24 protein-coding genes are annotated in these 25,167 nt (G+C 73.2%); 12 read left to right on the forward strand and 12 right to left on the reverse strand.

The genetic code is table 11. The annotated features are described in order from the left end of the window. The first annotated feature begins 25 nt into the window (after positions 1-25). The 3 genes from ACIBK1_RS11515 to ACIBK1_RS11525 are packed head-to-tail and all read left to right on the forward strand — an operon-like array spanning position 26 to position 3,923. Positions 26-553, forward strand: a complete 528-nt coding sequence (locus ACIBK1_RS11515) for an RNA polymerase sigma factor (protein WP_030505683.1) — start codon at positions 26-28, stop codon at positions 551-553. Next, entirely contained in the window at positions 550-1,128 is a 579-nt protein-coding gene (locus ACIBK1_RS11520) for a hypothetical protein (protein WP_396734216.1), read from the forward strand. Before ACIBK1_RS11515 ends, ACIBK1_RS11520 begins: the two co-directional genes overlap by 4 nt. Next, positions 1,125-3,923 (forward strand): CHAT domain-containing protein, encoded by a 2,799-nt coding sequence (locus ACIBK1_RS11525; protein ID WP_396734219.1) that lies wholly within the window; start codon positions 1,125-1,127, stop codon positions 3,921-3,923. Before ACIBK1_RS11520 ends, ACIBK1_RS11525 begins: the two co-directional genes overlap by 4 nt. A gap of 78 nt (positions 3,924-4,001) precedes the next feature. On the opposite strand, the gene ACIBK1_RS11530 is transcribed toward ACIBK1_RS11525, so the two are convergent. From ACIBK1_RS11530 to ACIBK1_RS11555, 6 genes are all read right to left on the reverse strand, one after another. Then, positions 4,002-4,814: a sulfurtransferase gene (locus tag ACIBK1_RS11530; RefSeq protein WP_030505686.1), complete on the reverse strand. Its 813-nt coding sequence runs from the start codon at positions 4,812-4,814 to the stop codon at positions 4,002-4,004. Between the two features lie 191 nt (positions 4,815-5,005). Further along, complete coding sequence (locus ACIBK1_RS11535) at positions 5,006-6,394, reverse strand: MFS transporter (protein ID WP_396734222.1); 1,389 nt, start codon at positions 6,392-6,394, stop codon at positions 5,006-5,008. Positions 6,395-6,574: 180 nt separating this feature from the next. Further along, positions 6,575-7,015 carry a MarR family winged helix-turn-helix transcriptional regulator gene (locus ACIBK1_RS11540; RefSeq protein WP_396734233.1) on the reverse strand — a complete coding sequence of 147 codons (441 nt, stop codon included), beginning with the start codon at positions 7,013-7,015 and terminating at the stop codon, positions 6,575-6,577. Positions 7,016-7,144: 129 nt separating this feature from the next. Then, complete coding sequence (locus ACIBK1_RS11545) at positions 7,145-8,317, reverse strand: alkaline phosphatase family protein (RefSeq protein ID WP_331281150.1); 1,173 nt, start codon at positions 8,315-8,317, stop codon at positions 7,145-7,147. Between the two features lie 30 nt (positions 8,318-8,347). Next, positions 8,348-8,941, reverse strand: a complete 594-nt coding sequence (locus ACIBK1_RS11550) for a DUF5998 family protein (protein ID WP_030505690.1) — start codon at positions 8,939-8,941, stop codon at positions 8,348-8,350. Between the two features lie 139 nt (positions 8,942-9,080). Beyond that, a complete protein-coding gene (locus ACIBK1_RS11555; protein ID WP_396734236.1) occupies positions 9,081-11,747 on the reverse strand; it encodes a bifunctional acetate--CoA ligase family protein/GNAT family N-acetyltransferase in 2,667 nt (888 codons plus the stop codon). Between the two features lie 277 nt (positions 11,748-12,024). Here ACIBK1_RS11555 and ACIBK1_RS11560 point away from each other — a divergent pair, with 277 nt between their 5' ends. Next, complete coding sequence (locus ACIBK1_RS11560; protein ID WP_030505692.1) at positions 12,025-12,921, forward strand: carbohydrate kinase family protein; 897 nt, start codon at positions 12,025-12,027, stop codon at positions 12,919-12,921. Between the two features lie 106 nt (positions 12,922-13,027). On the opposite strand, the gene ACIBK1_RS11565 is transcribed toward ACIBK1_RS11560, so the two are convergent. The 3 genes from ACIBK1_RS11565 to ACIBK1_RS11575 form a co-directional block, all read right to left on the reverse strand. Continuing rightward, on the reverse strand, positions 13,028-13,612 hold the full coding sequence (locus ACIBK1_RS11565) for a hypothetical protein (RefSeq protein ID WP_396734239.1): 585 nt from the start codon (positions 13,610-13,612) through the stop codon (positions 13,028-13,030). A 153-nt stretch (positions 13,613-13,765) separates the two neighbouring features. Then, positions 13,766-15,877, reverse strand: a complete 2,112-nt coding sequence (locus tag ACIBK1_RS11570) for a RecQ family ATP-dependent DNA helicase (RefSeq protein ID WP_396734242.1) — start codon at positions 15,875-15,877, stop codon at positions 13,766-13,768. A 63-nt stretch (positions 15,878-15,940) separates the two neighbouring features. Then, positions 15,941-16,402 carry an ester cyclase gene (locus ACIBK1_RS11575; RefSeq protein WP_051761188.1) on the reverse strand — a complete coding sequence of 154 codons (462 nt, stop codon included), beginning with the start codon at positions 16,400-16,402 and terminating at the stop codon, positions 15,941-15,943. A 174-nt stretch (positions 16,403-16,576) separates the two neighbouring features. Here ACIBK1_RS11575 and ACIBK1_RS11580 point away from each other — a divergent pair, with 174 nt between their 5' ends. After that, positions 16,577-17,152: a GNAT family N-acetyltransferase gene (locus ACIBK1_RS11580; protein WP_396734245.1), complete on the forward strand. Its 576-nt coding sequence runs from the start codon at positions 16,577-16,579 to the stop codon at positions 17,150-17,152. A 187-nt stretch (positions 17,153-17,339) separates the two neighbouring features. Further along, on the forward strand, positions 17,340-19,868 hold the full coding sequence (locus ACIBK1_RS11585; RefSeq protein ID WP_396734248.1) for a DNA topoisomerase (ATP-hydrolyzing) subunit A: 2,529 nt from the start codon (positions 17,340-17,342) through the stop codon (positions 19,866-19,868). A gap of 43 nt (positions 19,869-19,911) precedes the next feature. Here ACIBK1_RS11585 and ACIBK1_RS11590 read toward each other — a convergent pair whose 3' ends face one another. Further along, a complete protein-coding gene (locus ACIBK1_RS11590) occupies positions 19,912-20,880 on the reverse strand; it encodes a GlxA family transcriptional regulator (protein WP_396734251.1) in 969 nt (322 codons plus the stop codon). A 163-nt stretch (positions 20,881-21,043) separates the two neighbouring features. Here ACIBK1_RS11590 and ACIBK1_RS11595 point away from each other — a divergent pair, with 163 nt between their 5' ends. The 3 genes from ACIBK1_RS11595 to ACIBK1_RS11605 are packed head-to-tail and all read left to right on the forward strand — an operon-like array spanning position 21,044 to position 22,028. Next, positions 21,044-21,220: a hypothetical protein gene (locus ACIBK1_RS11595; RefSeq protein ID WP_156080720.1), complete on the forward strand. Its 177-nt coding sequence runs from the start codon at positions 21,044-21,046 to the stop codon at positions 21,218-21,220. Next, positions 21,217-21,735 carry a membrane protein gene (locus tag ACIBK1_RS11600; RefSeq protein WP_030505699.1) on the forward strand — a complete coding sequence of 173 codons (519 nt, stop codon included), beginning with the start codon at positions 21,217-21,219 and terminating at the stop codon, positions 21,733-21,735. The genes ACIBK1_RS11595 and ACIBK1_RS11600 overlap by 4 nt, the downstream gene beginning before the upstream one ends. A 2-nt stretch (positions 21,736-21,737) precedes the next feature. Next, complete coding sequence (locus ACIBK1_RS11605; RefSeq protein WP_396734255.1) at positions 21,738-22,028, forward strand: hypothetical protein; 291 nt, start codon at positions 21,738-21,740, stop codon at positions 22,026-22,028. Between the two features lie 9 nt (positions 22,029-22,037). Here ACIBK1_RS11605 and ACIBK1_RS11610 read toward each other — a convergent pair whose 3' ends face one another. Next, entirely contained in the window at positions 22,038-22,400 is a 363-nt protein-coding gene (locus tag ACIBK1_RS11610) for a VOC family protein (RefSeq protein WP_396734258.1), read from the reverse strand. 138 nt (positions 22,401-22,538) lie between these two features. Between ACIBK1_RS11610 and ACIBK1_RS11615 the strand changes: the two genes are divergently transcribed. From ACIBK1_RS11615 to ACIBK1_RS11625, 3 genes are all read left to right on the forward strand, one after another. Then, complete coding sequence (locus ACIBK1_RS11615; protein WP_030505702.1) at positions 22,539-23,039, forward strand: beta-class carbonic anhydrase; 501 nt, start codon at positions 22,539-22,541, stop codon at positions 23,037-23,039. A gap of 178 nt (positions 23,040-23,217) precedes the next feature. Then, positions 23,218-24,228, forward strand: coding sequence for an SPFH domain-containing protein (locus tag ACIBK1_RS11620; RefSeq protein WP_051761191.1), 1,011 nt, complete (start codon positions 23,218-23,220; stop codon positions 24,226-24,228). Positions 24,229-24,243: 15 nt separating this feature from the next. Beyond that, positions 24,244-24,567: a hypothetical protein gene (locus tag ACIBK1_RS11625; protein WP_030505704.1), complete on the forward strand. Its 324-nt coding sequence runs from the start codon at positions 24,244-24,246 to the stop codon at positions 24,565-24,567. Here ACIBK1_RS11625 and ACIBK1_RS11630 read toward each other — a convergent pair. Continuing rightward, the gene (locus ACIBK1_RS11630) at positions 24,539-25,105 is read right to left on the reverse strand and encodes a GNAT family N-acetyltransferase (RefSeq protein WP_396734261.1); all 567 of its coding nucleotides are present in this window, start codon (positions 25,103-25,105) and stop codon (positions 24,539-24,541) included. The two genes, ACIBK1_RS11625 and ACIBK1_RS11630, sit on opposite strands and share 29 nt — an antisense overlap. Positions 25,106-25,167 lie beyond the last annotated feature (62 nt).

The following is a 25,167-nucleotide window of genomic DNA, read 5'->3' on the forward strand; positions in this document are numbered from 1 at the left end:
TCCCCCCGAGCGCGCAGAGTGACGGATGCCGACAGACAACTCCTTCGCCACCATCGACCAGGCCACCTGGGAGGACCTGGTCGCCCGATTCGACGGCAGGATGTGGGCGGTTGCCCGGGCGTTCGGGCTGAGCGCCGCCGACGCGGCCGACGCCGTGCAGGGCGCGTGGCTCCGGCTCGTCGAGAGCGCGGGCACGATCCGCGACCCCGAACGGATCGGCGCGTGGCTCGTCACCACGACCCGGCACGAGGCGGCCCGGCTCAGCCGCAGGGCACGCGGGGAGGTGGTCTCCGACCTGGACGTGCCGGACACGGCGCTGCCCGACCCGACGGCCGCGGTGGTGGACGCGGACTTCGGCAGGCAGGTGTGGCGCAGGCTCGACCTGCTCGGTGAGCCGTGCCGGTCGCTCATCCGCCTGTACGTGCTTCACCCCGAGGCGCGCTACACCCAGATAGCGGTCCGTCTCAACCTTCCGATCGGCAGCATCGGCCCCACCCGGGCCCGCTGCATGGCCCGCCTGCGCGCTCTCGTCGAGGAGGAGGAGACCCGTTGAGGGAGGAATACCTGCTGGCGGCCCTGCGCATGGGAGCGGGCGCCGATCCGGTGCCGGAAGGCGTGTCGGCCGCCGCCCGGGCGGTCTTCGGCCTGCGGGTGCCCGGAGGCGTGCCCGCCGGGCCGGTCGACCTGCCCGTGCCGCCGGGGACCCGCTCCTCCGCCGAGGCCGGGGCGGCGCAGACTGAGGCGGGGCAGACTGAGGCGGTTGAGGCCGGGACAGCGCAGACCGGGACAGCGCAGACCAGAGCGGCGCAGACCGGAGCGGCGCAGACCAGAGCGGCGCAGACCGGAGCCGCGCAGGCCGGCGTCCGCCGCTTCAGCGCGGACGGCCTGGTCATCGACGTCGAGACGGCCGTCATCGGCGGGCGCATGGAGGTGGCCGGTCAGGTGTCCCCCACCCCCGGACCCGACGCCAGGATCGAGGTGCGGACCCCGCACATCGCCAAGGTCCGCATCCCCTCCGGCAGCGGCCACTTCGCGGTGGCCGGCCTGCCGCCCGGGTGGCTGAGCGTCGTCTGCCACCGGCCCGGCCACCCGCCGGTCTTCACCCGCTGGATCCACGTGCACCTATGACCTCTCCCGGGGACCCGCTGGACATGGATCTGCTCGACAGGGCCGAGGCCGCCGTGCGGCTCTCCGCGACCGACCCCCGGCTGGCCCTCGCGGAGGCGAGAGCCGTACTGGACCTGGCCGGGTGGCCGGGGCCCGCTGGCGCGTACGGCGAGGCGGCGTCGGTGGCGTTGCGCGCCACGGCGCTGGCGGCCCGTGAGCTGGGCGACCTCGAACTCGCCGGGGAGCGGCTGGAGGAGGCGATCGCGGCGGGACGCGGGTCTCCGCGCCGGGTGGCGCAGGCCCGGATGTCGCTCGTCACGGTGCGGGCCCAGCTCGGCGACCCCGAGGGTGGGCTGCGCCTCGCCGAGCTCGCCGAGCGGGATCTCGCGGGAACGGACCTCGCGAGGCTCGGCGTGCAGCGGTCGGTCGCCCTGATCCTGCTGGGACGGCACGAGGAGGCCGTACGGCACTGCGACCGGGCGATCGGCCTGCTGGACGACGACGCCCGCTTCCGGGCGGGCGGACTGCTCAACCGCGGCCTCGCGCACACCTACCTTGAGCAGTACGGCGAGGCCGAGGCCGATCTCGCGGAGTGCGCCCGGGTCGCGAGGTCGGCCGGCCTGGACCACGTCGCGATGCTGGCGGAGGGCAATCTGCCGTTCGTGGCCGCCCGGCGCGGTGACATCGCCGCCGCCTTCGCGCGATACCGGGCGGCCGAGACCACCCTGTTCGGCTTCCCTGAACGGCTCGCGGTGATGCGCACGGACTTCGCCGAGGCGCTGTTGGCCGCGCGCCTTACCGGCGAGGCGCGCACGCTGCTCGAACAGGCCGTCCCCGAACTGGTGGCGGCCGGGGCGCAGGCAGCGGTCCCCGGCGCGCGACTGCTGCTCGCCCAGGCCGCGCTCCTCGCCGGGGACGCCGCACTGGCCGCCTCGACGGCACGCACCGCGCTCGCGGAGCTGGACGCGCAGGGCAGGACGGCCTGGCTTCCCCTGGCCAGGGAGGTCGTCCTGCGCGCCCGCCTCGCGGAGGCCTCCACTCCACCGGCCGCACCCGCGCACGAGGCGGCGGGCGCCGAGAGCCTGGTCACCGAACTGATCACCTGCGCCGACGAGCTCGCGGCGTGCGGGTGGCCCGGGGCCTCTGCCGCGCTGCGGCTCACCGCCGCGGCGGCGGCCGTACGGCTGGGCGCGATCACGCACGCCCGCACGCAGCTCGACCGCGCCGCCGCCGCCACCCGCCCGCTCGTGCGGTGGCACGCGGTGGCGATGCGGCACCGGTTGGACGGGGACCTCGATCGGGCCCTGGAGGCCGCGGCCCGGGGGATCGAGGCCGTGCACGCCCTCGGCGGCGACGCCAATCGGCGCGACGGCAACGCCGGTCCACGCGAGCACGACACGGCACAGGACACGGCACGAGACACGGCACGAGACACGGCACAGGACACGGCACGAGACACGGCACGAGACACGGCACGAGACACGGCACGAGACACGGCACAGGACACGGCACGAGACACGGCACGAGACGCGGCACAGGACGCGGAGCTGCGAGTGCACGCGGCGCGGCCGGCCGAAGATCTCGCCGCGCTCGGCCTGGAGATCGCCCTCGACCGGGCCCGGCGGACGGGCGACGCGCGAACGGTGCTCGGCTGGGCCGAGCGGTGGCGGGCGGTCGTGCGCGGCGCCCCGGCTCCCGCGTCGGCGCCGGCCGGTGTCCCGCCCGCCGGTTCTGGGCTGCTCGTGGAGTTCGTGCGGCGCGGCGACGATCTGTTCGCCGTCACGGCCGGGGCTGGGGGATGCGCGCTAAGGTCCCTCGGCAGCTACCAGACGGCGGTGGAGGCGACCGTGCGGATCAGGTATGGCCTGCGCCGCCGCGCCATGCTCGACACCCTGCTCGACACCCGGCGAGACCCCGTACACGTCACAGTGCCTTATACCTCGCGCGACACCCGGCGAGACCCCGTACACGTCACAGCGCCCGACACACTGCGCGACACTTCGCCCGGCGCGGACGCCCTTTCCGGGGCGGTGGACGAGGGGATCGCCCGCGAACTGTGCGCGCTCGACCATGTTCTCCTGTCCGGTCCCGGCACCCTGACGTCGGCGGGCCGCACGCCTGGCGGCCCGGTGACGGTCGTGCCCACCGGAGCGTTGTGCACGCTGCCCTGGCCGCTGCTTCCCTCGCTGCGCGGCCGGCCCGTGTCGGTGGCGGCCGACGCCACCGCGTGGCTCGCCCCACGCCGGGGCTCGGCCGGCGCCCCACTGGTGCTGTCGCTCGCCGGGCCGGGTCTCGACCACGCCGCGGCCGAGGCCGACATGGTCGCCGCCGCGCACGCGCGGGGGCGGCGCGTCGGCGCCACCAGGGCGGAAGTGCTCCGCGCGATCGAGCGGGCCGACGTTCTCCACGTCGCCGCCCACGGGATGTTCAGCCCGCGCGGGCCCATGCTGTCGCAGATCACGCTCGATGACGGGCCGCTCATGGCCTACGACCTGATGGCCGCGCGGCGGATCCCCCGGCTCGTCGTGCTGTCGGCCTGCGACGCCGGGATGGCCCACGCCCCGGTGGACGGCGCGGCGCTGGGCCTCGCCGGGGCCTTCCTCGACAGCGCCGCCCGCAACGGGGACGCCGCGTGCGTGGTGGCCGGTGTGGTGCCGGTGCGCGACGACGAGACGCCGGCGCTCATGACGCTCTTCCACACCCTGCTGGCCGAGGGCCGCTCCCCCGCCGAGGCGCTGGCCCGGGCCGCCGAGAAGACGGCCGTGCCGGGCTTCGTCTGCTTCGGCGCCGGCGACGAGCCCTTCGCCGCGGGCTGAGGGCCTAACACCGAGCCCACCGCCCGAGCCCACCACCCGAGCCCACCACCGGGACCGAGCGCGGACCGAGCGCCGGGATCAGCCGGTCGCGACCGGCCTGCCGGGGTCGGCGACCCAGTTGGACCACGAGCCGACGTACAGGGCCGCCGGCAGCCCGGCGATCTCCAGTGCGAGCACCTCGTGGGCGGCCGTGACCCCCGACCCGCAGTACGCGCCGACGGGCACGCCCTCGACCGCCCCGAGGCTGTTGAAGCGCTCGCGCAGGAACTCCCTGGCGTGGAACCGGCCGCCGGGTTCGACGTTCTCGAAGGTCGGGGCGCTGATCGCACCGGGGACGTGCCCGGCGACCGGGTCGACCGGCTCCACCTCGCCCCGGTAGCGCTCGGCCGCCCTGGCGTCGAGCAGCACGCCGTCGGAGGCCAGCGCGGCGGCCTGATCGGCGTCGAGCACCGGCATCCCGCCCGGCCGCGCGGTGAAGTCGCCCGGCGGGACGGCGCCCTCGTCCTTGGTCAACGGAAGCCCGGCCCGGGTCCAGGCCCGCAGCCCGCCGTCGAGCACGCGTACGTCGTCGTGGCCGAAGTAGCGCAGCGTCCACCAGGCCCTGGCCGCCGCCGTCGAGTCGGCCTCGTCGTAGACGACCACCGGCCGGCCCTCGGACACTCCCAGACGGCGCATCGCCTCCTGGAACGCCTCGGGCGCGGGCAGCGGATGCCGTCCGGCGGGCCCGGCGGGGGCGGCGAGGTCGGCGTTGAGGTCGCAGAAGACCGCGCCGGGGATGTGGCCCTCGCGGTACGCCTCGGCGCCGGGCGGCCCGCCCAGCCGCCAGCGGACGTCGAGGATCGCGGCGTCGCCGATCGCGGCGAGCTCCTCAGGACTGATCAGCGGGCTCATGCCATCCCCCTCGCCTTCGCGTCCCTGCCGGACGATGCCGCAGCCATTGTGCCAAGCCGGCGGAGTCCAACGCGCCTCGGGACGCGGCGGCGCAGGCACAGGCCGAGGCCGGTGTGGGAGAAGGCCGACCGGTTGCGCCTGGTGACGACGACGCGCGGGCGCCCGGCCAGGTCGCCGGCGATCTGGCCGGCTCAGGTGCGGCCGACGCGGCGCAGCGACCGGTCGGCGAGGGTGCCGGCCAGCAGCAGCACCGAGGCACCCAGCAGGAGCAGGCTCAGGTCGTGCAGCCCGGCGGTGGTGGCGCCATGCCGGTAGAACGTCGCGTTGGCGGCCGAGGCGCTCAGCGCGCCGAGATATCCGAACGTGCGCAGCAGCCCGGCCGAGGAGCCCATGCGGGCCGGGTCCGCCTGCGCGTACAGCGCGTTCTGGTTGGCCAGCCCGTTGAGGCCCTGCGCGACGCCGACGAACGCGCCGATCAGCGCCAGCAGCCACATCGGGCTCCCGGAGCCGGCCGTCAGCATCGTGGCGCAGCCGGCGATCTGCGCCGCGGCGCCCACGGCGAGCTTGCCGCGCACCTCGGCGCGGCGGCCGGTGAGGGCGGTCACGGCGATGGCCGTCGCCGACATGGGCAGAAGCAGCAGCCCGGCGGCCGAGGGGCCGAGCGACCTGCCGTCCTGCAGCCACTGGGGGAACCCGTACATGAAGGCGTAGGAGGTCGTGTAGGCCAGCCACTGCCTGCCGTAGGTGGCCAGCAACGATGGATTGCCGCCCAGCACCCGCAGGTCGAGGAACGGCTGCGCCGTCCGCAGTTCCCGTACGGCGAAGCAGGCCCCGGCGAGCGCGACGACCACCAGCAGCCACCAGAGCTCCCACGCCGGGTTCATCAGGAACGTCATGAACGCCGTGAGCGTGCCGGCGAACAGCGCCATGCCGATCACGTCCAGCCCTCCGCCGGGCCGCGCGGCAGCGGAACCGCGGGGCAGTCGCCGCGCGCCGAGGACGAGACAGGCGGCCGAGAGCGGCACGTTGACGGCGAAGATGAGATGCCAGCCGCCCGCTCCGATGAGCAGGCCGCCCAGGGTCGGCCCGATGACCGCGATGACCTGGTTGGAGATCGACAGCGCCGCCAGGATGCCGCTGGGACTGCGCATGCCGGTGCGGTCGGCCTCGGCGCGCAGCAGGAACATCGACGCGGGGTAGGCGGCGGAGGTGCCGATCCCGAGGAGGACCCGCGACACGATCAGGACGCCGAGGCTGGGCGCGAGCACGCCCAGCAGCCCGGCGGCGCCGACGAGCGCCGTGCCCGTCAGGTAGAGCGGCCTCGGGCCGAAGGTGTCCACCAGCCGCCCGATGACCGGCTGCCCGACGGCGGTGGCGAGGTAGAGCCCCGTCACCAGCCACGCGGTGTGCGCGGGCGAGGCGTGGAACCAGCGGCCGATCGGCACGAGTGCCACCGCCAGCATCGAGGAGTTGATCGGGTTCAGGATCGAGCCCAGGATCATCGGGGCGATCAGCCGGCGGTCGAAGCCGCCGGCGTCCGATCGGCGCCCGGCCCGGAAGGCGGCCGGAACCCGGGTCATGCCCGGAGCCCGATCACTACTGAACCCCGGTGACGACTGCGCCCCGTTCACGACTGCGCCCCGATCAAAATTGCGCCCCGATCATGCTGAACCCCGATCATGCTGAACCTCGATCACGCTGAACCTCGGTGACGACTGCGCCCCGTTCACGACTGCGCCACGGTCACGACTGCGCCCCGTTCACGACTGCGCCACGGCGTCCAGCAGCGCCATCACCTCGATGATCGTGCGCAGCTGTGCCTCGGTGCAGTGGTCCTGCAGCGCCCGTGCCAGCCACGCCTCACGCGCCCTCCGGTCGTCCAGACGGCGCTCGCGCCCCAGTTCGGTCAGCGTGACGAGCTGACGCCGGCCGTCCTCGGGGTCGCGGTGGCGTTCGACCAGCCCGGCCCGTTCCAGCGCCTGGACGATCGCCGCCATGGACTGCGGTCTGACCCGCTCGGCCGCGGCCAGCTCACTGGCCGACGCCGGGCCGTGCTTGGCGAGCCGCACCAGCACCGAGACCTGGCCGGAGCTGAGGTCGCCCGCCGCGTCCAGCTCTCTCAGTCTGCGAACGAGGCGGCTGACCGCCACCCAGGCGTCGCCGGCCGCCTGCGCGGCCGTCTCCGAGACGGCATCGCTCATGGCGCACCTCCCCCAAAAAGGACAGTCCGGACTGTACACCCAAAACTGAGCAGTCCAGGCTGGCGATCGGAGGGCAAGCAGATCGGCGGCGAACGCCGCACGAGCGTCGGCGGCGAGCTCGCACCGGTGTCAGCGGCGAATCTCCACAAGCGGGACGTTCTGCTCGGCCGGGGTCAGCGAGCCGTGGTAGCCGATCATGGAAGACTCCACCGGCTCCCCGGCCGAGGCCACGATCACGCACTCGCCGTACGGCACGGCCACCACGTCGCCGACGCGGCCGAGCCACTCGCGCCGGACCCGGCGGCCGAACCAGCCCGCCGCGACGGCCTCCTCGCGGGTGACCACCCAGGCCCGCCCGCGCAGGGCCTCCCGCCAGGCCTCCAGGACCGCGGAAGCCGCGCCGGGAGAGGTGTGGACGTGGCGGGCGCGGGGCTCGCCGCTCAGCATGAGCACACCCTCCCGGAGATCGGGGCGGTGGTCCACGTCCACCTTGTCCGTGGCGTTGATCATGCCGTGGTCGGCCGTGACGTACAGCACCGCGCCCGGCGGCAGCGTCTCGGCGATGCGCTCGGCCATGCGGTCCGCGACGGCGAGCTGTTCGAGCCACTCGCCGCCGCCCCACCCGCTGAAGTGCCCCGCACGGTCGACCTCGCCGTAGTAGACGGTGACGAACTCGGTTTCGCGCAGCGCCTGCCGCACGGCCTCGACGCGCTCGCCGGGGCTCTCGGCCGCCCGGTAGCGCATGCCCCGGTAGACGGCGCGGGTCAGTCCTGTGCCGTCGAAACAGGCGGGCGCCACGTAGACGGGCTCGATCCCCGCCGCCGCCATGCGTTCGTAGACGGTCGGCGCGGGCTGCCATACGTCCGGGTCGATCGACAGGCCGGGAGCCGTCCAGCGCAGGCAGTTGAACAGCCGCCCCTCCCCCGGGACGGCCATCTGGATGCCGACCATGCCGTGCTCTCCGGGAGGGGCGCCGGTGCCCAGGGTGGCCAGGCTGGTCGGGGTCGAGGAGGGGAAGCCTGCCGTGAGCGTCCCGCGCAGATGGGCCGAGAGGAACGGCGCGGCGCCGGGGTGTGCGGCCAGGAGCTCGGCCCCGAGGCCGTCCACGAGGAACAGGCACACCCGGGGGGCCGGCTCAAGCGCCAGCGTGTTGCCGGTCGGCAGCCCGAGGGAGGCGAGGAGCGAGCCCGGCAGGTCGGCCAGCGAGGCCGTGCCGTACGCGGGCACGTACGGCACGGGCTCGCCCGGCGACGCCACGGACGGCTCCCCGGGCGGAACCCCCGAGGGCTGGGGATCGGTCACGTCGCCTCCCGTCGGCTCAAGGGGGGACGGTCAGGTCGTCGCCGCCTTGGCGGTGGCCTCCGACAGCGCCTTCGCGAACGCCAGCACGTGGGTGACGGCCTCGGGACCGTCGGCCGCCTCGCTGACCCGCAGGGACAGGTCGTCGGCCGTGATCGCGCCGGTGTAGCCGTGGTCGGCCTCGCAGTTCTCGTCGCCGCAGGTCGCCGGTTCTAGATCGACGTGGGAGATCGCGCCCCACCCGATCGTCAGCGTGACCTCCGTCGGGGGGACGCCCGGCGCGTACGCCGCGGGGTCGGGCACGACCCTGGTCACGGCGACCGACTGGATGCGGCTGAGCCTCACCGCCTCGGTGGTGGTGGAGGCGTGCGACGCGGGCATGCCCTCGGCGGGCGGGTGCTCGTCGGTGTGGCAGACCAGCAGCCGGGTGGGTGAAAGGACCAGGACCGTGACGTGCCTGCGCACCTCCATCGCCGGGTCGAACGTGGCCTCGTGATGCACGACGTACGCCGTGACCGCCTCGTTGCCGAGCGCGGAGTCGACGGCGTCGGCCACCAGATCCGGGTAGTAGCCGCTGCGATCTATGGCCTCGCGCAAGCCCGCGGCGGAGACTCGGGTTTCCCTCATGGGTCCATCCTGCCCTGTAAGGGACACCTGTTTCACACCACGACGGGACGGGTTTTCCGCCCACGGCGTGACGCCGCCCCGATCAGCCCGGACGGCGCGGATCAGCTCAGGCGGCACCGATCGGCTCGGACGGCGCGGATCAGCTCAGGCGGCGGGGCCCGACGTCGGGGCGCAGCGCGGTGACGGGCCGCAGGACGGCCCGCGCACCCAGCACGGCCACGCCGGTCGCGCCCGCAAGGACCTGGTCGAGGTCCATCCTCGCGACCTCGGGCAGGGCGTCGGCGAGCAGACCGACCCGCACCAGCAGGTCCTCCAGCGCCTCGACGGCCACCGCCTGGTAGCCGTACTCGCCGAACAGCAACGGCGCGGCGCGGACCGACCGCACCAGCCCCGCCGCGTCCTCGGCGGTGAGCGGCGCGAGGCGGTAGGCCTGGTCGCCGAGCAGCCGGGCGGTGACCTCGCCGAGCCCGAACGTGACGACCCCGCCGAAATAGCGGTCCTGGGTCACGCCGACGACGGTCGGCACCGAGGGCTGCGGCGCCATGCGCTGCACCGCGAGCGGTGTGCCGGGTCCGAGGAGCGCGGCGAGATCGGCGTACGCCTGCCGGACCCCGGCGGGCTCGGTGAGGCCGATGCGGACGGTGCCGGCGCGGCGGGCGTCCTCCGGGTCGGCCGACTTGACCACGACGGGCCAGCCGATCCGCTCGGCGGCGGCGACGGCCTCCTCGGCGTCGGCGGCGACGTGCGCCGGCCAGACCTGGATGCCGTAGCAGGCCAGCAGCGCGGTCGCGTCGATCTCCCGCTCCTCGCCGACCGCCCCCTCGCCGTCCACGCCTTGGCCGGCCGTTCCCTCGCCGGCCAGAGCCGCGGCGACGATCTCCCGCGCCGCGGCGGTGTCGATCCCCTCGACGGACGGGACCGTGCCGGGCGGCTGCCTGCGCCACCGGGCGTACCGGACGACATGGGCAAGCGCGCGGACCGCCTCCTCCGGGGCGGGGTACGACGGGATCGACCCACGCTGGGGGGAGTCGTCGCCGGGGCCGTCCGTCACGCGCAGGTCGGCGGGCATCCCCAGGGCGCCCTGGAAGGTGGCCAGCACCGGCTTGCCCGACTCCCGCGCGACCTCCAGCAGCGCCTCGGCCACCTCGCGGCAGTCTCCGGGGATCGGCGGCATGTAGATCGCGACGGCGGCGTCGACCTCAGGCAGGACGCTCCGCAGGGCCTCGGCGAACTCGGCGGCGCCGGCGCGGGCGCCGAGGTTCACCGGCACGCTCGGCTGCAGACCGGCGCCGGCGCACGCCTCCTCCGCGAGCAGCGTGAGCGCGTCGGAGTTGCCGACCACGCCCACCCGGGGCCCGGCCGGCAGCGGCTGGTGCGCCAGGAGCTGGGCGACGTCGAAGAGCTGGACCAGGTCGTCCACCCGGATGACCCCGGCCTGCGCGAACAGCGAGCTCAGCGCGGTGTCGGGCAGCGCGAGCACGGGCGCGCGGTGCCCGCCGGGGACGCCGCGCGACTTGACCACCACGATCGGCTTGGACCGGGAGATCCGCCGGGCCAGCCGGGTGAACTTGCGCGGGTTCCCGATGGACTCCAGGTAGAGCAGGATCACGTCGGTCGCCGGGTCCTCCTCCCAGTATTGGAGGAGGTCGTTGCCGGACACGTCGGCCCGGTTGCCCGCCGAGACGAACGTCGAGATGCCCATGCCGCGCTGCGCCACCCGCTGCAGCAGGGCGGTGCCGAGCGCGCCCGACTGGCTGAAGAACCCGACCCTCCCCCGCCCCGGCAGGGTCGCCGCGAGCGTCGCGTTGAGCCGTACGGCGGGGTCGGTGTTGGCGATGCCCAGGCAGTTGGGCCCCACCACGCGGATGCCGTACGCCCGGGCGATGCGGACCAGCTCCTCCTGGCGGGCCCGGCCCTCCGGCCCGGTCTCGCCGAACCCGGACGAGACCACGACCAGGCCCTTCACGCCCTTCTCCGCGCACTCCTCGACCAGTTCGAGCACACCTTCCGCGGGGACCGCCAGCACGGCGAGGTCCACCTCGCCGTCGATGGCCGACACGCTGCGGTGGGCCCGGACGCCGGCCACGGCCCGTACGTGCCGGTGGACGGGGTAGACGGGGCCGGTGAAGTCGGCGGCGAGCAGGTTGCGCAGGACCGTCTGGCCGATCCCGCCCGGCTCGCGGCTCGCGCCGATGACCGCGACCGACTCCGGCGTCAGCAGGCGCGCGATCGAGCGCGCCTCGGCGCGGTGCTCGCGGGCGAGCCGCACCTCCAGCGCGGTCTCGGTGCTGGACAGGTCGAGCGTCATGCGCACGACGCCGTCCTCGAACTGGCTCTGCGCCGTGTAGCCGGCCTGGCGGAACAGGCCCATCATCCGGTGGTTGCCCGGCAGCACGTCCGCGATGAAGGTCTTGATCTCGCGCTCGCGCGCGGCGGCCCGCAGGTGCTCCATCAGCACCGCGGCCACGCCCCTGCCCTGGTGGGCGTCCTCGACCAGGAAGGCCACCTCGGCGTGGTCGCGCGGCTGCACCCGGTCGTACCGCACGACCGCGACCATCTCGGTGCCGATCGTGGCGATGAGGGCGACCCGGTTGTCGTAGTCGACGTTGGTGAACCAGACCACGTCCTTGTCGGTCAGGCGGGGACGCGGCCCGAAGTACCGGAAGTAGATGGACTCCGCGGACAGCCGCGAATAGAACGAGCGCAGCATGTCGGCGTCGTCCGGCCTGATCGGGCGCACGTGGGCGGTGCCGCCGTCGGACAGCACGACGTCCGCCTCCCAGTGGGCGGGGTACTGAGGGTGCACACAGTCGAGGCTAGCGGCGTCCGGCTTGGCCTGTATTGAGACATTTATTACGACTGACGGATCCGCATTCCGGATCCGCTTATAGGGGATCTACCAGCCCTGACGTGGCAAGCTGGGCAACGCTTGTGCATCGACTGTGCCCGTCTGTCCGCTCTCCACCCCACGACGCCCCTGGAAGCTGTTAGGTTTCTGGACGTCAGCCTCATAGCACGGAGAGGACGCCGCCCCTCCTTGGGCATGGCTCACCTCCACAAGCAGTTGGCAAGGTGGTGACATCATGACGCGGGTCGTCGTGGTGGGCGATCTCATGACGGACGCGGTCGCCCGCGCGAAATTCCCTCTTGCTAGGGCGAGCGACACCCCGGCCGTCGTGACCATGCACGGTGGCGGCTCCGGCGCCAACATCGCCTCCTGGCTCGCCGTGGAAGGCTCGGAGGTCGCCTTCATCGGCCGGCGCGGCGCCGACATCACCGGCCGCAACCGCGACATGGAGCTCATGGGATACGGCGTGGACGCCCGGCTCGTCATGGACCCCGAGCGGCCGACCGGCACCTGCGTCGTGCTCGTCACCCACAAGGGCGAGCGGACCATGCTGTCCGACCCCGGTGCCAACGCCGCGCTGTCCCCCGAGGACCTGCCGCGCGACCTGTTCGGCGGCGGCGGGGGCCACCTGCACATGTCGGGCTACACGCTGATCAACGAGGGGTCGCGCGACGCCGGCCTCGCCGCGCTCGACATGGCCCGGCGCGCCGGCATGTCCATCTCCGTGGACTGCGCCTCCTCCGCTCCCCTGGAGCGGACCGGCGCCGAGCCGTTCCTCGAATGGACCGACGGCGCGAAGCTGCTGTTCGCCAACGCCGACCAGGCCAAGGTGCTCACCGGCAGGGATGACCCCGCCGCCGCGGCCAAGGTGCTGACCGCCTGGTTCCCCCAGGTCGTGATCAAACTCAACGCCGAGGGCTCGCTCTGGTACTCCAACAACCGTCCTGACCCGGTCAGGGCGCCCGGCGAGGTCGTCGACCGGATCGTGGACGGCACCGGCGCCGGTGACGCCTTCACCGCCGGTTTCCTGCCGGTCTGGCTGGACGGCAAGCCGGCCGCCGAGGCACTGGCGGCGGGCAACGCCCTCGCCGCCAAGTGCATCTCCAACCTCGGCGCCCGCCCCCGTCTCTGACCCCGAGGCCCGGCAGGGCCCGGCTTGGAAGGAAGGGCCCAGCCGAGAACGGCGGGGCCCGGAACCGGCAGCGCTCAGAACGGGCAGCGCTCAGAATAGGCAGGGCTCAGAACGGGCTTCGGGCGAGCACGGCCGGCTGCGCGGGCCGCAGCCGCAGCCGCAGCAGCGGCACGAAGGCCAGCAGGAGCAGGGCCGCTCCCAGCGGAATCAGGTCCTTGCTCACCAGCGGGAGCACGGCCTGCGCGAGCACCAGCACCGCGCTCCACCACGGCACCCGCCGCCCTGCGGCGAGCCGGGCCACCAGCACGACCATGCCGACGTAGAACAGCAACGGCACGACGGTGTACACGACCGGCTCGACGCCCGGGATCGCCTTGACGGCTTCGAAGCGCGGCCCCATCGCGTCGTGGTCGGCGGACAGGAAGCCGACCACGATGTCGATCGTGAACTGCGCGGCCAGCGCCAGCGCCCCGGCGAGGCCGGCGGCGTACCCCGCCGTGGCCATCACGCCACCGCCGGCCATCGTCCGGAGCCGCCCGAAGATCTGTACGAAGAGAACCAACGCGGCCAGGAAGCACAGGTGCCCCAGAGTCCAGGCCAGGCCCGGCCCCCGGCTGCCGTCGAATCCGTCGGCGATCCGGGCGACGCCGTACGCGCCGACCAGGACCGGAGCCACAACAAGTGATTTCATGGCGACAAGCTTGGCGATCAGGCCCGGCCCCGGGATGGGGTGACCACCCTGACCCCACCCTGATCCGTCCCCGAGCCCGGCCCGGGCGCGCCGCCCCCGCCGGTCAGGGACGCGGCCCCGGTCGTGGGCCGAGTGCCCGGGGCGGGAAGGCGGTCAGTTGGTGATGGCCAGGGCCAGAGGCAGCACGGCGGGCGCCCCGGCGTGACGGACCTGGGCGGCGGCCAGCGCCATCGTCCATCCGCTGTCCACCCGGTCGTCCACCAGCAGCACCGGCCCGCCCGCCGCCGCGATCCTCGCGGCCACGTCACGCGGCATCGCGAGCGTCCCCCGGATGGCCGTCACCCGCTGGGCGCTGTTGTGCCTGGCGGCGGGCGACCCCTCGCGGTAACCGAGGGTCCCGAGATACTCCAGCCGGCCCACCTGGGCGAGCCGCTCGGCGAGCGAAGCGACCAGCGCGGGCCGCGCGGCCGACGGCATCGCGACCACCGCGACCGGACGCCGCTCCCACTCCCACGACTTCAGCACCTCGATCACGGCCGCGAACACGTCGTCGGGAACGGGCCCGTCGCCCGCCGCGAACAGGTCGCGCAGCCGGGTGCCCCAGCCGATGTCGGTCAGGCGGCCGAGCACACGGCCCGGCTCGGCGCACAGCTCGGCCTTGATCCGCCCCTTCAGGTCCGGCAGGCCGGTGGGCCACTGGCGGCGCGGCTCGATCTCGACGCCGGGACGCGCGAGCCGCTGCTGGGCGGCCCGGACCGCCTCGTCCGGCACCTCGGCGGACCGGTGGGCGCCGGTGCAGTTGTCACACCTGCCGCACGGCGTCGCGGTCTCGTCGTCGAGGTGGCGGCGCAGGTACTGCTCCCGGCACTCGGTGGTCGCGATGTAGCCGACCATGGCCTCCTGCTCCGCGCGGCGCTCGGCGGCCACCCGGGCGTAGCGCTCGGCGTCGTAGTTCCACGGCTCGCCGGTGGCCTCCCAGCCGCCCTTGACCCGGCGTACGGCGCCGTCCACGTCGAGCACCTTGAGCATCATCTCCAGGCGGCTCCGGCTGAGGTCGACCCTCGTCTCCAGCGCGGCGGTGGACAGCACTCCCCCCTCGGACAGCGCCTCAAGCGTCGTCCTGACCACGCCCTCCGGAGGGAAGGCGAGCGAGGCGAAGTAGGCCCAGATCTCCCGGTCCTCGGGGCCGGGCAGCAGGATGACCTCGGCCCGCTCCACGCCGCGCCCGGCCCGGCCCACCTGCTGGTAGTAGGCCACGGGCGATGCGGGCGCGCCCACATGGACGACGAAGCCCAGGTCGGGCTTGTCGAAGCCCATCCCCAGCGCCGAGGTCGCCACCAGCGCCTTGACCCGGTTGCCGAGCAGGTCCTCCTCGGCCGCCAGCCGGTCGGCCGGCTCGGTCTGCCCGGTGTACGAGGCCACGGTGTGGCCCTGCTCGCGCAGGTACGCGGCGATCTCCTGGGCCGCGGCGACGGTCAGCGTGTAGACGATGCCGGAGCCCGGCAGCTCGTGCAGCGTCCTGGCCAGCCAGGCGAGCCGCTGGTCCGCCCCGCCCAGCCGTACGACGCTCAGGTGGAGGCTCTCGCGCTCCAGGGGGCCGCGCAGGACGAACACCTCGCCACCGGGCAGTTCGTCCCACTCCTGGATGACGGCGAGCTGCTCGGCGACGTCGCGGGTGACCCGCGCGTTCGCCGTGGCCGTCGTGGCCAGCACGGGGATGCCCGGCGGCAGCTCGGCCAGCAGGGTGCGGAGCCTGCGGTAGTCGGGCCGGAAGTCGTGGCCCCAGTCGGAGATGCAGTGGGCCTCGTCGATCACCAGGAGACCCGCGCTGCCGGCCAGCTCGGGCAGCACGTTGTCGCGGAAGTCGGGGTTGTTCAGCCGCTCGGGGCTGACCAGCAGCACGTCGACCGCGCCCTCGGCGACCTGGCCGTAGACCTTCTCCCACTCCTCGGGGTTGGCCGAGTTGATCGTCTCGGCGTGGATGCCGGCCCGCTCGGCCGCGGCGATCTGGTTGCGCATCAGCGCCAGGAGCGGGGAGACGATGACCGTGGGTCCCTCGCCGAGCTCGCGCAGCAGCGCGGTCGCGATGAAGTAGACGGCCGACTTCCCCCAGCCGGTGCGCTGCACGACCAGCGCCCGCCTGCGGTCCATGACCAGGGCCTTGATGGCGGCCCACTGGTCGTCGCGCAGCCGCGCCCCATCGCCGGCGAGCGCCCGCAGCCGGGCCTCCGCCTCTTCCCGCAGCGTCAGCTCTTCTTCGCCCACCCGCCCATTGGTACCAGGTCCTGCCGACCGTTTCCGCCGCGACCGGGAGAGGCGGGGCGGAAACTAGCCGCCGTCTGCGGGCGCGCCGCTTCCGGCGCCCTCGTCCCCGAAGCACAGGGGCAACCGCAGGCCGAGCTGCGCGTAGATCTCGAGCTGGTCGTAGTAGAAGCGCTGACTCTGGATGAGGCCGTCCTCCAGGTGCCAGAACCAGGAGACGCGCACGTTGATGCCCCGGCCGGTCGGGGCGAGGATGTCGCCCCCGGCGACCAGGTAGGGCCCGGTGTGCGTGCCCGCCGCCGTCATCTCGGTCGCGACCGCGTCCGCGAGGGTGATCGTCTCCCAGAGGGTGAAGCGCAGGTCGGGAAAGCCGTCCCACATCTGCAGCATGTAGGAAGCGATCTCCCCGGGCTCCCCCGCCTCCATCTCCGGTCCGACCACCACCGCGCCCGGCGCGTAGCACCGCAACACCGCGTCCAGATCGTGCGCGTTCATCGCCATGAGCATCCGGTTCACGACGTCGTACACCCCGGAAGCACCTCCCTTTCCCGGGAGGAGAGTATCGAAGAGCGCCTTTGGTCGGACAAATAGGACATACATGCCGATTCGCCTCACCGGCGGTGCCGATGGAAGCGCGCGCGAGGCGCCGGCGGCCACGGCCGGACCGACCCGGACGGGCGTCGTGGTTGGATGAGTCCCGCTATGGACGTGACCACCTGGTATCTCGAACAGACCAGCCCCGCCGGCCTGCGGCCGGGACGGACCCCCGCGATCCCCGCGCAGGTCGTCCGCGCCGAGGTCCCCAGCCCCGAGTTCAGCCGCTTCCTCTACACGGCGGTGGGCGGCGACTGGCAGTGGACCAACCGGCTGCCGTGGACCTGGAAGCAGTGGAGGGACTGGCTCGACCAGCCGGGCGTCGAGACCTGGGTGGCCTGGGTGCGCGGCACCCCCGCCGGGTACGCCGAGCTGGTGGCCCAGGACGGCGGCACGGTCGAGATCACCAACTTCGGGCTGCTGCCGTACGCGATCGGGCAGGGCCTCGGCGGGTGGCTGCTGGGCGAGGCCACGGCCCGCGCCTGGGACCTCGCCGAGCGCTGGCCGGGGCGGGAGGCCACCCGGCGGGTGTGGGTGCACACCTGCTCCCTCGACGGCCCGGCGGCGCTGGCGAACTACAAGGCCCGGGGCTTCCGGATCTACGACGAGAAGCTGAACGCGCCGGGCGACGAGGACGAGGGCGAGACGCCCGGTCCCTGGCCCGGCGCGGGCCCCCGCGACTGACCGTCCCCCGGCCGCGAAGGGCTGTCCCGTCGGGGAAGCCGGACGGCGGGCACGAGCCCGGCAGTATGGTGGTGAGTCGCGAACAGGATGAACTCTCGGCAGAATGTTCGAGACACACCACCGACGTTGACCTTCCCCGGCTCCGACGGGCCGGGGCCCGGCTCCTCGACACGCAGGAAACCACGACATGGCCCGACGCACGACGACACCCCCGCCGGACGAGGACTTCGAGGAGCGGATCGTCGACATCGACGTCTCCGCGGAGATGCGGACGAGCTTCCTTGAGTACGCCTATTCGGTGATCTACCAGCGCGCGCTGCCCGACGCGCGCGACGGACTCAAGCCCGTCCAGCGCCGCATCCTCTACTCCATGAGCGAGATGGGCCTGCGGCCCGACCGCGGGCACGTCAAGTCCTCCCGCGTCGTCGGCGAGGTGATGGGCAAGCTCCACCCGCACGGCGACTCGGCCATCTACGACGCGCTCGTACGGCTCGCGCAGCCGTTCTCGATGCGCCTGCCGCTGGTCGACGGGCACGGCAACTTCGGCTCTCTCGACGACCTGCCCGCGGCGATGCGGTACACCGAGGCCCGCCTCGCCCCGGCCGCCATGCTCATGGTGCAGTCGATCGACGAGGACACCGTCGACTTCAAGCCCAACTACGACGGCCAGGAGACCGAGCCGTCGGTCATGCCGTCGGCGTTCCCCAACCTGCTGGTCAACGGCGCCTCCGGCATCGCGGTCGGCATGGCCACCAACATGGCCCCGCACAACCTCGGCGAGGTCGTCGCGGCGGCCCGCTACCTGATCAGGAAGCCGGACGCGACGCTCGACGAGCTCATGCGCTTCGTCCCGGGCCCCGACCTGCCGACCGGCGGCACGATCATCGGCCTGAACGGCGTCAGGGACGCCTACGAGAGCGGCCGCGGCACCTTCAAGATGCGGGCCAAGGCGACGATCGAGCAGGTCACGCCGCGCCGCAAGGGCATCGTCGTCACAGAGCTGCCGTTCAACGTGGGCCCCGAGCGGGTGATCACCAAGATCAAAGAGCTGGTGAACGCGAAGAGGCTCACCGGCATCGCCGATCTCAAGGACCTGACCGACCGGCACAAGGGCCTGCGCCTGGTCATCGAGGTCAAGAACGGCTTCAACCCGGAGGCCGTGCTGGAGGAGCTCTACCGGCTGACGCCGATGGAGGAGACCTTCGGCATCAACAACGTCGCCCTCGTCGACGGCCAGCCGCGCACGCTCGGCCTGCGCGAGCTGCTGTCGGTCTACGTGGACCACCGGCTCGACGTGGTGCGCAGGCGGTCGCTCTATCGGCTGCGCAAGCGCGAGGAACGGCTCCACCTCGTCGACGGCCTCATCATCGCGCTGCTCAACATCGACCAGGTCATCCGGGTCATCCGCAACTCGGACGACACCGCGCAGGCCCGCGCGGGGCTCATGGAGACCTTCGAGCTGAGCGAGATCCAGGCCAACTACATCCTCGACACCCCGCTGCGCCGCCTCACCCGCTACGACAAGCTGGAGCTCGACCGCGAGAAGGAGCAGCTCCAGGCCGACATCGCCGAGCTGAACGAGATCCTCGGCTCGGAGGACCGGCTGCGCAAGGTCGTGTCGTCCGAGCTGGCCGAGGTGGCCAAGACGTACGGCACGCCGCGCCGCACGGTCCTGCTGGAGTCGTCGGAGGCCGCCAGGGCCGCCGTCGTGCCGCTGGAGGTGGCCGACGATCCCTGCCTGGTTCTGCTGTCGTCCACCGGCCTGCTCGCCCGTACGACCGACGCCTCGCCGGTCTCCGGCGAGGGCGACCGGACGGCGCACGACGTGCTGGTCTCGGTGGTCCGCTCGACCGTGCGCGGCGAGGTGGGCGTGGTGACCTCCCAGGGCCGGATGATCCGGGTCTCGGTGCTCGACCTGCCCGCGCTGCCGCCCTCGGCCAATCCGCCCTCGCTCGCCGGCGGGCATCCGGTGTCGGAGTACGTCGCCCTCGAATCGGACGAGAAGGTCGTCGGGCTGGGCTCGCTCGACCCGGACGGCCCGGGGCTCGCGCTCGGCACCAGCCAGGGCGTGGTCAAGCGGGTCGCGCCCGAATATCCCGTCAACCGCGACGAGTTCGAGGTGATCGGACTGCGGGACGGCGACGTGGTGGTCGGCGCGGTCGAGCTGACCTCCGCCGACCACGACCTGGTGTTCATCACCAGCGACGCGCAACTCCTGCGCTTCCCCGCCTCCGTCGTACGGCCCCAGGGACGTCCCGCGGGCGGCATGGCGGGCGTGCGCCTCGACGGCGGCGCGAAGGTGGTCTTCTTCGGCGCGGTCGATCCCACGCGGGAGGCGCGTGTGGTGACGATCGCCGGTTCCTCCACCGCCCTGCCCGGCACGCAGATGGGCGCGGGCAAGGTCTCCGACTACGCCGAATTCCCGCCCAAGGGGCGGGCGACCGGCGGCGTGCGCGCCCAGCGCTTCCTGAAGGGCGAGGACGTCCTGCTGCTCGCCTACGCCGGCCCTGCGCCGGTCAAGGCCGTGTCCTCGACCGGCAAGCCGGTGCCGCTGCCCGAGGAGCTCGGCCGCCGCGACGGCTCGGGGCTGCGCCTCGTGCACGCCATCGCCGCGATCGGCGGCGCGCTCGGCGCGGACGGCGACGAGGAGTCCGCCGCGACGGAGGGCGGCATGGCCACCACGGGCGACACCGGAGACGAGGAGCCGGCCTCGTAGTCTCGTAGCTTCCCGCCGCCGCCCCGGCGCCCTTGCGTGGCGCTCAGGTGGCGGCGGGGCTCTCCCGAGACGAGGAGTGGAACGAGGAGCGGTACGCCTGCGGCGTGGTCCCCACGACCCGCTTGAACCGCTCCCTGAACGCGGTCGGCGACCCGAAACCGGCCTGTGCGGCGATGCGCTCGATGCCGTGGCCGGTGTTCTCCAGCAGATACTGCGCCCGCCGGACCCGGGCGCGCAGCAGCCACTGCAGCGGCGTGGTGCCGGTCTGCTGGCGGAAGCGCCTGCTGAACGTCCGCTCGCTCATCCCGCCGCGGGCCGCCATCTCCCGCAGGGTCAGGTCGCGGCCGAGGTTGTCCTCGATCCACGCCAGCACCGGCTCCAGCTCCGAACCGCTGGGCACCGGCGGGTGCTCGTGGACGATGAACTGGGCCTGACCGCCCTCCCGCTCCAGCGGCATCACCGACAGGCGGGCGGCGTCGGCCGCGACGGCCGAGCCGTGGTCGCGCCGGATCATGTGCAGGCACAGGTCGAGCCCGGCGGCCGCGCCCGCGGAGGTCAGCACCTGCCCGTTGTCGATGTAGAGCACGTCAGGCCGCACGTCCACGAGCGGGAACCGCCCGGCCAGCATGGGCGCCGCCGCCCAGTGCGTGGTCGCCCGCAGGCCGTCCAGCAGCCCGGCCTCCGCGAGCGTGAACGCGCCGACGCAGATCGAGGCGAGGCGGGTGCCCCGCGAGGCCGCGTCGCGCAGCGCCTCCAGCGCCTCGGGCGGGGGCGGCCCCGCCCGCTCCGAGCGGCCGGGGACGATGACCGTGTCGGCCTCGGCCAGCGCGTCCACGCCGTACGGCACGCGCAGGGCGAACGCGTCTGTCTCCACTTCGGGGGCGGGCCCGCACACCCGCACCCTGTAAGGGCTCCGGCCGTCCGGCAGACGGGTGCGCCCGAACACCTCGATGGGGGTCGCCAGGTCGAACGGCACGACATGGTCCAGTGCCAGGATCGCCACGGTGTGCACGATCGCCACGATAGACGGGGTCCCGCCAGGGGTGATCCGCGAACTCTGAGGTGAGAGCCGTTGGCGAGAATCCGTTGCCCTTTGTCGTTCTCGCCCCTGGGATCGACCCCGATCGCACTCCTACGGTTGGTGACCGCACCGCCGACGACAAGGAGAGCATGCGATGCCGGGCCAGTTCGTGCTGTTCGACGTGTGCGATCCCCTGGGTGTTCTCACGCCGTGCGAGGCCCTGGGGGCGGCCGCGATGTTCGCGCGGACCCCCGGGTGCGCTCTCGCGACCGGCCTGCCCGGGCTCATGGGACGCGCCCGCCGCCCGCTGACCGGGGATCGGGCACGATGACGAAATTCCTCCTGGCTGTTCACGTCCTCGCCGCGATCCTCGCGGTCGGCCCGGTCGCCGTGGCGGCGAGCATGTTTCCCGCCGCCGCACGTCGCTTGCCGGATCGGGGCGCGACGGATCGGGGCACTGCGGACCAGGACGCGGCGGAGCAGGGCACACAGACCGGCGGCGTGGCCGCGCTCCGCGTCCTGCATCGCATCTGCCGTGTCTACGCCGTCGCGGGCCTGGCCGTACCGGTTTTCGGGTTCGCCACGGCGAGCAGCCTCGGCGTGCTGCGCGACGCGTGGGTGATCGCGTCCATCCTGCTCACCGCCGCGGCGGCCGGAGTCCTCACCCTGGCGGTCCTGCCGCGCCAGGGCGCCGTCCTCGCCCGGCTCGCCGCCGGGGACTCCACGCCCGCCGACGCCGGCGGCGGGGTGGCGAGTCTCGCCATGCTGACCGGCGTCTTCAACCTGCTGTGGGCGGCCGTCACGGTGCTGATGATCGTCCGCCCCGGCTCGACCACGGGAGTCTGACCATGCCACGCCCTCATTCCGCCCTGCGCGTCGCCGCCGCCGTCGAGCTGGGGTCCCTGGCGGTCCTCCTGGCCAATCTGGCCACCGTGCACCTGCCGCCCGTCTCCTCGCTCGTCGGCCCCCTGCACGGCTGCGCATACCTGGTCGTCGTCGTGGCCGCCGTCCGCGACGCCGGATGCGACTTGACCGGCAAGGCGCTGGCCTGGCTACCGGGAATCGGCGGCCTTCTCGTCCTGCGGCGCCTCGCGCGCACGCCGCGGTCCAAGGCGGCCGCCGGCCCCTCCCTGGGCTGAGGCATCAGCTCACTCGGTGACCAGGCAGAACGGATGCCCCGCCGGGTCGAGGAAGACCGTCCAGCCGCCCTCGCCCGGCTGGTGCTCGTGCCTGACGGCCCCCAGGGCGAGCACCCGCTTCTCCGCCTCGGCGATGTCGTCCACGCTCAGGTCGAGGTGGAACTGCTGCGGGTGCTCGGCGGACGGCCAGACCGGGGGCACGTACTCGGGGACCCGCTGGAAGGCGATCCGGGTCTGGTCGCCGGCGAGCGTGACCCAGTCCTCCTCCTCGTCGGCGACGTCCCAGCCGAGCAGCCCGGCGTAGAAGCCGGCCAGCGCCTTCGGCTCCGGGCAGTCGAGCACGACCGAGTGCACACGTGCGACAGGGCTCATGGTGACCTCTTCTCCTCCGCGGTTGAACACCGGTGAAAACCTTATACTGGTGTCGCGGGTAATCGCCAGCCGCCGGGAACGCCCAAAAGCCCGCCCCCCTGCATGACCGGCTGGAGGGCATCGGGCAACATCTGTGACATGAGCGGAGCTTTCGACGATCTGCTGGACGCCAACGAGAAGTACGCGAGCACCTTCACCCACTCCGGGCTCACTGGCCGCGCGGCGCGTGGGCTCGCGGTCGTGACGTGCATGGACTCACGCATCGACCCGCTCGGGCTGCTCGGCCTGACCGCGGGCGACGCGAAGATCCTGCGCAACGCGGGCGCACGGGTGACCGACGACGTGCTGCGGACCCTGGTCCTCGCCGTCTACCTGCTCGGCGTCGACCGTGTGCTGGTGATGCCGCACACCGACTGCCGGATGTCCAAGTCGACCGACGAGGACGTGCACAACCTCATCGCCGCCGACTACGGCGTCGACACCCGCAGCCTCGACTTCCAGACCGTCCCCGACCAGCGGGCCGCGCTGTGGCACGACATCACCCGCATCAAGTCCAGCCCCTACCTGCCCGATGACCTCGTTGTGGGCGGCGCGCTGTACGACGTGCACACGGGACGGCTCCAGCCCGTCGAGTTCTGAACCCCACCCCCGTACGGCGGGCCGCCCGGTCTGCCGTACGGGGGCGGTTGGGCGCCTTCTCCCGACTATCGGCCGTCCCGGAACCGGAGCACCAGACTGCTACGTTGTCCTGGCCGACGACACGTGAGCTTTTCCCCGGTACCGCAACCGGTCCCGAGGCGCCCCCCAAGGAGCCCATATGCCCAGCCGCACTCCCTCCGCCTCCGGCGGCACGTCACGCCGGTCCTTCCGCCGCATCGCGATCCTGGTGATCCTCGCGCTCATCGTCGTCGGAGCGCCGTCTCTGATCGGCGCGTTCAGCGGGTTCGAGCGCACCAGCGGCGGCGAGGTGGCGGTCGTCCGCGACGGCGGGCCGCTCGACGACAACAAGGTCCGCCAGGTCATCGACCCGGGCTCCGGCGTGACCTGGATCGGCTGGTGGTCCCAGATCCACCGCTATCCGGCGCAGCAGCGGTTCTACACGATCACCTCGAACTCCGGCGAGGGCGAGAAGTCCGGCGTCGACGTGGTCAACGTGCCGAGCAGCGACGGCGTCAACATGGGCATCGAAGGCACGGTCTACTTCGGGCTCAACCTCGACCACACGACGCTGAAGTCGTTCGACGACAAGTTCGGCACGCGCAAGTTCCGCAGCACCAACGGCGGGACCTACTACCCCTGGGATGGCGACGAGGGCTGGTCGGCCTTCCTCGACCAGATCATCCGCCCGGTGATCGACAACGACCTGCGCACCCAGATCAACAACTTCCGCTGCGCGCAGCTGGTCTCCTCCTGCGCGCTCGTGCAGAACAACAGCGCCGGCCAGCAGGGCTCTACCACGCCGCAGCAGGGCAACAACGCGAACATCGCCAAGATCCAGGACGCGGTCAACACGAGCCTGGCCGAGGACCTCAAGGCGACCCTCGGCGCCGACTTCCTCACCGGCATCCACTTCAACCTCTCCCGGGTGACCCTGCCGACCGAGGTTCAGGAGGCGGTCAACCAGGCGCAGGCCGCGTTCGCGAAGGTCACCGAGGCGCAGGCGAAGGTCGCCCAGGCGCGCGCCGAGGCGGACGCCAACAAGGCCCGGCAGGACGGTTACAACAAGTGCCCCACGTGCGCCGAGATCGAGAAGCTGAAGGCCCTGCCCCAGGGCATCACGGTGTACGCGCCGGGCAATACTGGAGGGGTCGCTCTGCCCACCAAGTAGGGAGCCGGACCCCCGATGCGCCTGCTCGCCCTTCCGGTGACACTCATCGTCATCGCCGTACTCGTGTATCTGCTCGTGACGCTCGCCCGCGGCGGAAAACCGGCGTCCCGGCGCGAGGCGGCCGGCTCGGCCCGCTGGGAGACCGACACGGTCATGGAGAACGGATGGACTTTGATCGTCGTGCGCAAGGTCGCCCCCGGCCCCAACGGGCCGGTGGAGCTGACCAGGCAGACGGTCAAAGCCATCCGCGACGACGACCCCGCGTGGGACGACCTCTACCGGGAGGGCATGCTGGAGGCCCGCAACCGGGTCAGCACTCTGGAGATCGAGTCGAGCTGAGCCCGAGCAGACGCGAGGGCAGTTCGAGTTCGAGCTCGTGGCGGAGGGGGATGCCGTCGAGACCGATTTCGGGGATCGACGGCTTGAGTTCGCGCGAGCGTGCGACGGCGTCTCGGTGCACGGCGACGAGGTCGAAGCCATACCGCTGGTAGAAGCGCAGCGCGCGGAGGTTGTCGTTCGTCGTCACCAGCCACAGCCGAGCCGCGCCCCCGGCGCGCGCCGCTCCGGCCACGGCGCGCGCCGCTCCGGCCACGGCGTCGACGAGGGCGGTGCCCGCTCCGGCGCCTTCGCGTACGGAGTCGAGCGTGACGAGTTCGCACTCCCCGCCGGCGATTCTGTAGGTGGCGACGCCCGCGCGCTCCCCGTCGAGCAGCGCGACGAATCCGGGCAGCGCCGTCGTGTCGTGGGCGACGCCCCGGCTGACCGATACGACTCCTCCCCACCGCTCGGTGAACAACTCTCGCGTCCAGGGGATGTCCTCGGCGGTGAGCGGCCGCACGGTCACCCGGCTCTTCTGGTCGTGGTGAAGAGGTGCCATAAGCCCATGATCACAGATGACGGAGTGACCGTCCTCGCCTGCGTGGACGCCCGGCTGAACGT

Origin of the sequence: Microbispora rosea, from assembly GCF_044460045.1 — a bacterium.
In the GTDB taxonomy this organism is placed as follows: domain Bacteria; phylum Actinomycetota; class Actinomycetes; order Streptosporangiales; family Streptosporangiaceae; genus Microbispora; species Microbispora rosea.

Bases quoted from the DNA above. Each gene is read 5' to 3' on its own strand.
- ACIBK1_RS11515 (WP_030505683.1), top strand. From the start codon at position 26: ATGCCGACAGACAACTCCTTCGCCACCATCGACCAGGCCACCTGGGAG.
- ACIBK1_RS11525 (WP_396734219.1), top strand. From the start codon at position 1,125: ATGACCTCTCCCGGGGACCCGCTGGACATGGATCTGCTCGACAGGGCC.
- ACIBK1_RS11530 (WP_030505686.1), bottom strand. From the start codon at position 4,814: ATGAGCCCGCTGATCAGTCCTGAGGAGCTCGCCGCGATCGGCGACGCC.
- ACIBK1_RS11535 (WP_396734222.1), bottom strand. From the start codon at position 6,394: ATGACCCGGGTTCCGGCCGCCTTCCGGGCCGGGCGCCGATCGGACGCC.
- ACIBK1_RS11540 (WP_396734233.1), bottom strand. From the start codon at position 7,015: ATGAGCGATGCCGTCTCGGAGACGGCCGCGCAGGCGGCCGGCGACGCC.
- ACIBK1_RS11550 (WP_030505690.1), bottom strand. From the start codon at position 8,941: ATGAGGGAAACCCGAGTCTCCGCCGCGGGCTTGCGCGAGGCCATAGAT.
- ACIBK1_RS11560 (WP_030505692.1), top strand. From the start codon at position 12,025: ATGACGCGGGTCGTCGTGGTGGGCGATCTCATGACGGACGCGGTCGCC.
- ACIBK1_RS11565 (WP_396734239.1), bottom strand. From the start codon at position 13,612: ATGAAATCACTTGTTGTGGCTCCGGTCCTGGTCGGCGCGTACGGCGTC.
- ACIBK1_RS11580 (WP_396734245.1), top strand. From the start codon at position 16,577: ATGGACGTGACCACCTGGTATCTCGAACAGACCAGCCCCGCCGGCCTG.
- ACIBK1_RS11585 (WP_396734248.1), top strand. From the start codon at position 17,340: ATGGCCCGACGCACGACGACACCCCCGCCGGACGAGGACTTCGAGGAG.
- ACIBK1_RS11595 (WP_156080720.1), top strand. From the start codon at position 21,044: ATGCCGGGCCAGTTCGTGCTGTTCGACGTGTGCGATCCCCTGGGTGTT.
- ACIBK1_RS11600 (WP_030505699.1), top strand. From the start codon at position 21,217: ATGACGAAATTCCTCCTGGCTGTTCACGTCCTCGCCGCGATCCTCGCG.
- ACIBK1_RS11605 (WP_396734255.1), top strand. From the start codon at position 21,738: ATGCCACGCCCTCATTCCGCCCTGCGCGTCGCCGCCGCCGTCGAGCTG.
- ACIBK1_RS11610 (WP_396734258.1), bottom strand. From the start codon at position 22,400: ATGAGCCCTGTCGCACGTGTGCACTCGGTCGTGCTCGACTGCCCGGAG.
- ACIBK1_RS11615 (WP_030505702.1), top strand. From the start codon at position 22,539: ATGAGCGGAGCTTTCGACGATCTGCTGGACGCCAACGAGAAGTACGCG.
- ACIBK1_RS11620 (WP_051761191.1), top strand. From the start codon at position 23,218: ATGCCCAGCCGCACTCCCTCCGCCTCCGGCGGCACGTCACGCCGGTCC.
- ACIBK1_RS11625 (WP_030505704.1), top strand. From the start codon at position 24,244: ATGCGCCTGCTCGCCCTTCCGGTGACACTCATCGTCATCGCCGTACTC.
- ACIBK1_RS11630 (WP_396734261.1), bottom strand. From the start codon at position 25,105: ATGGCACCTCTTCACCACGACCAGAAGAGCCGGGTGACCGTGCGGCCG.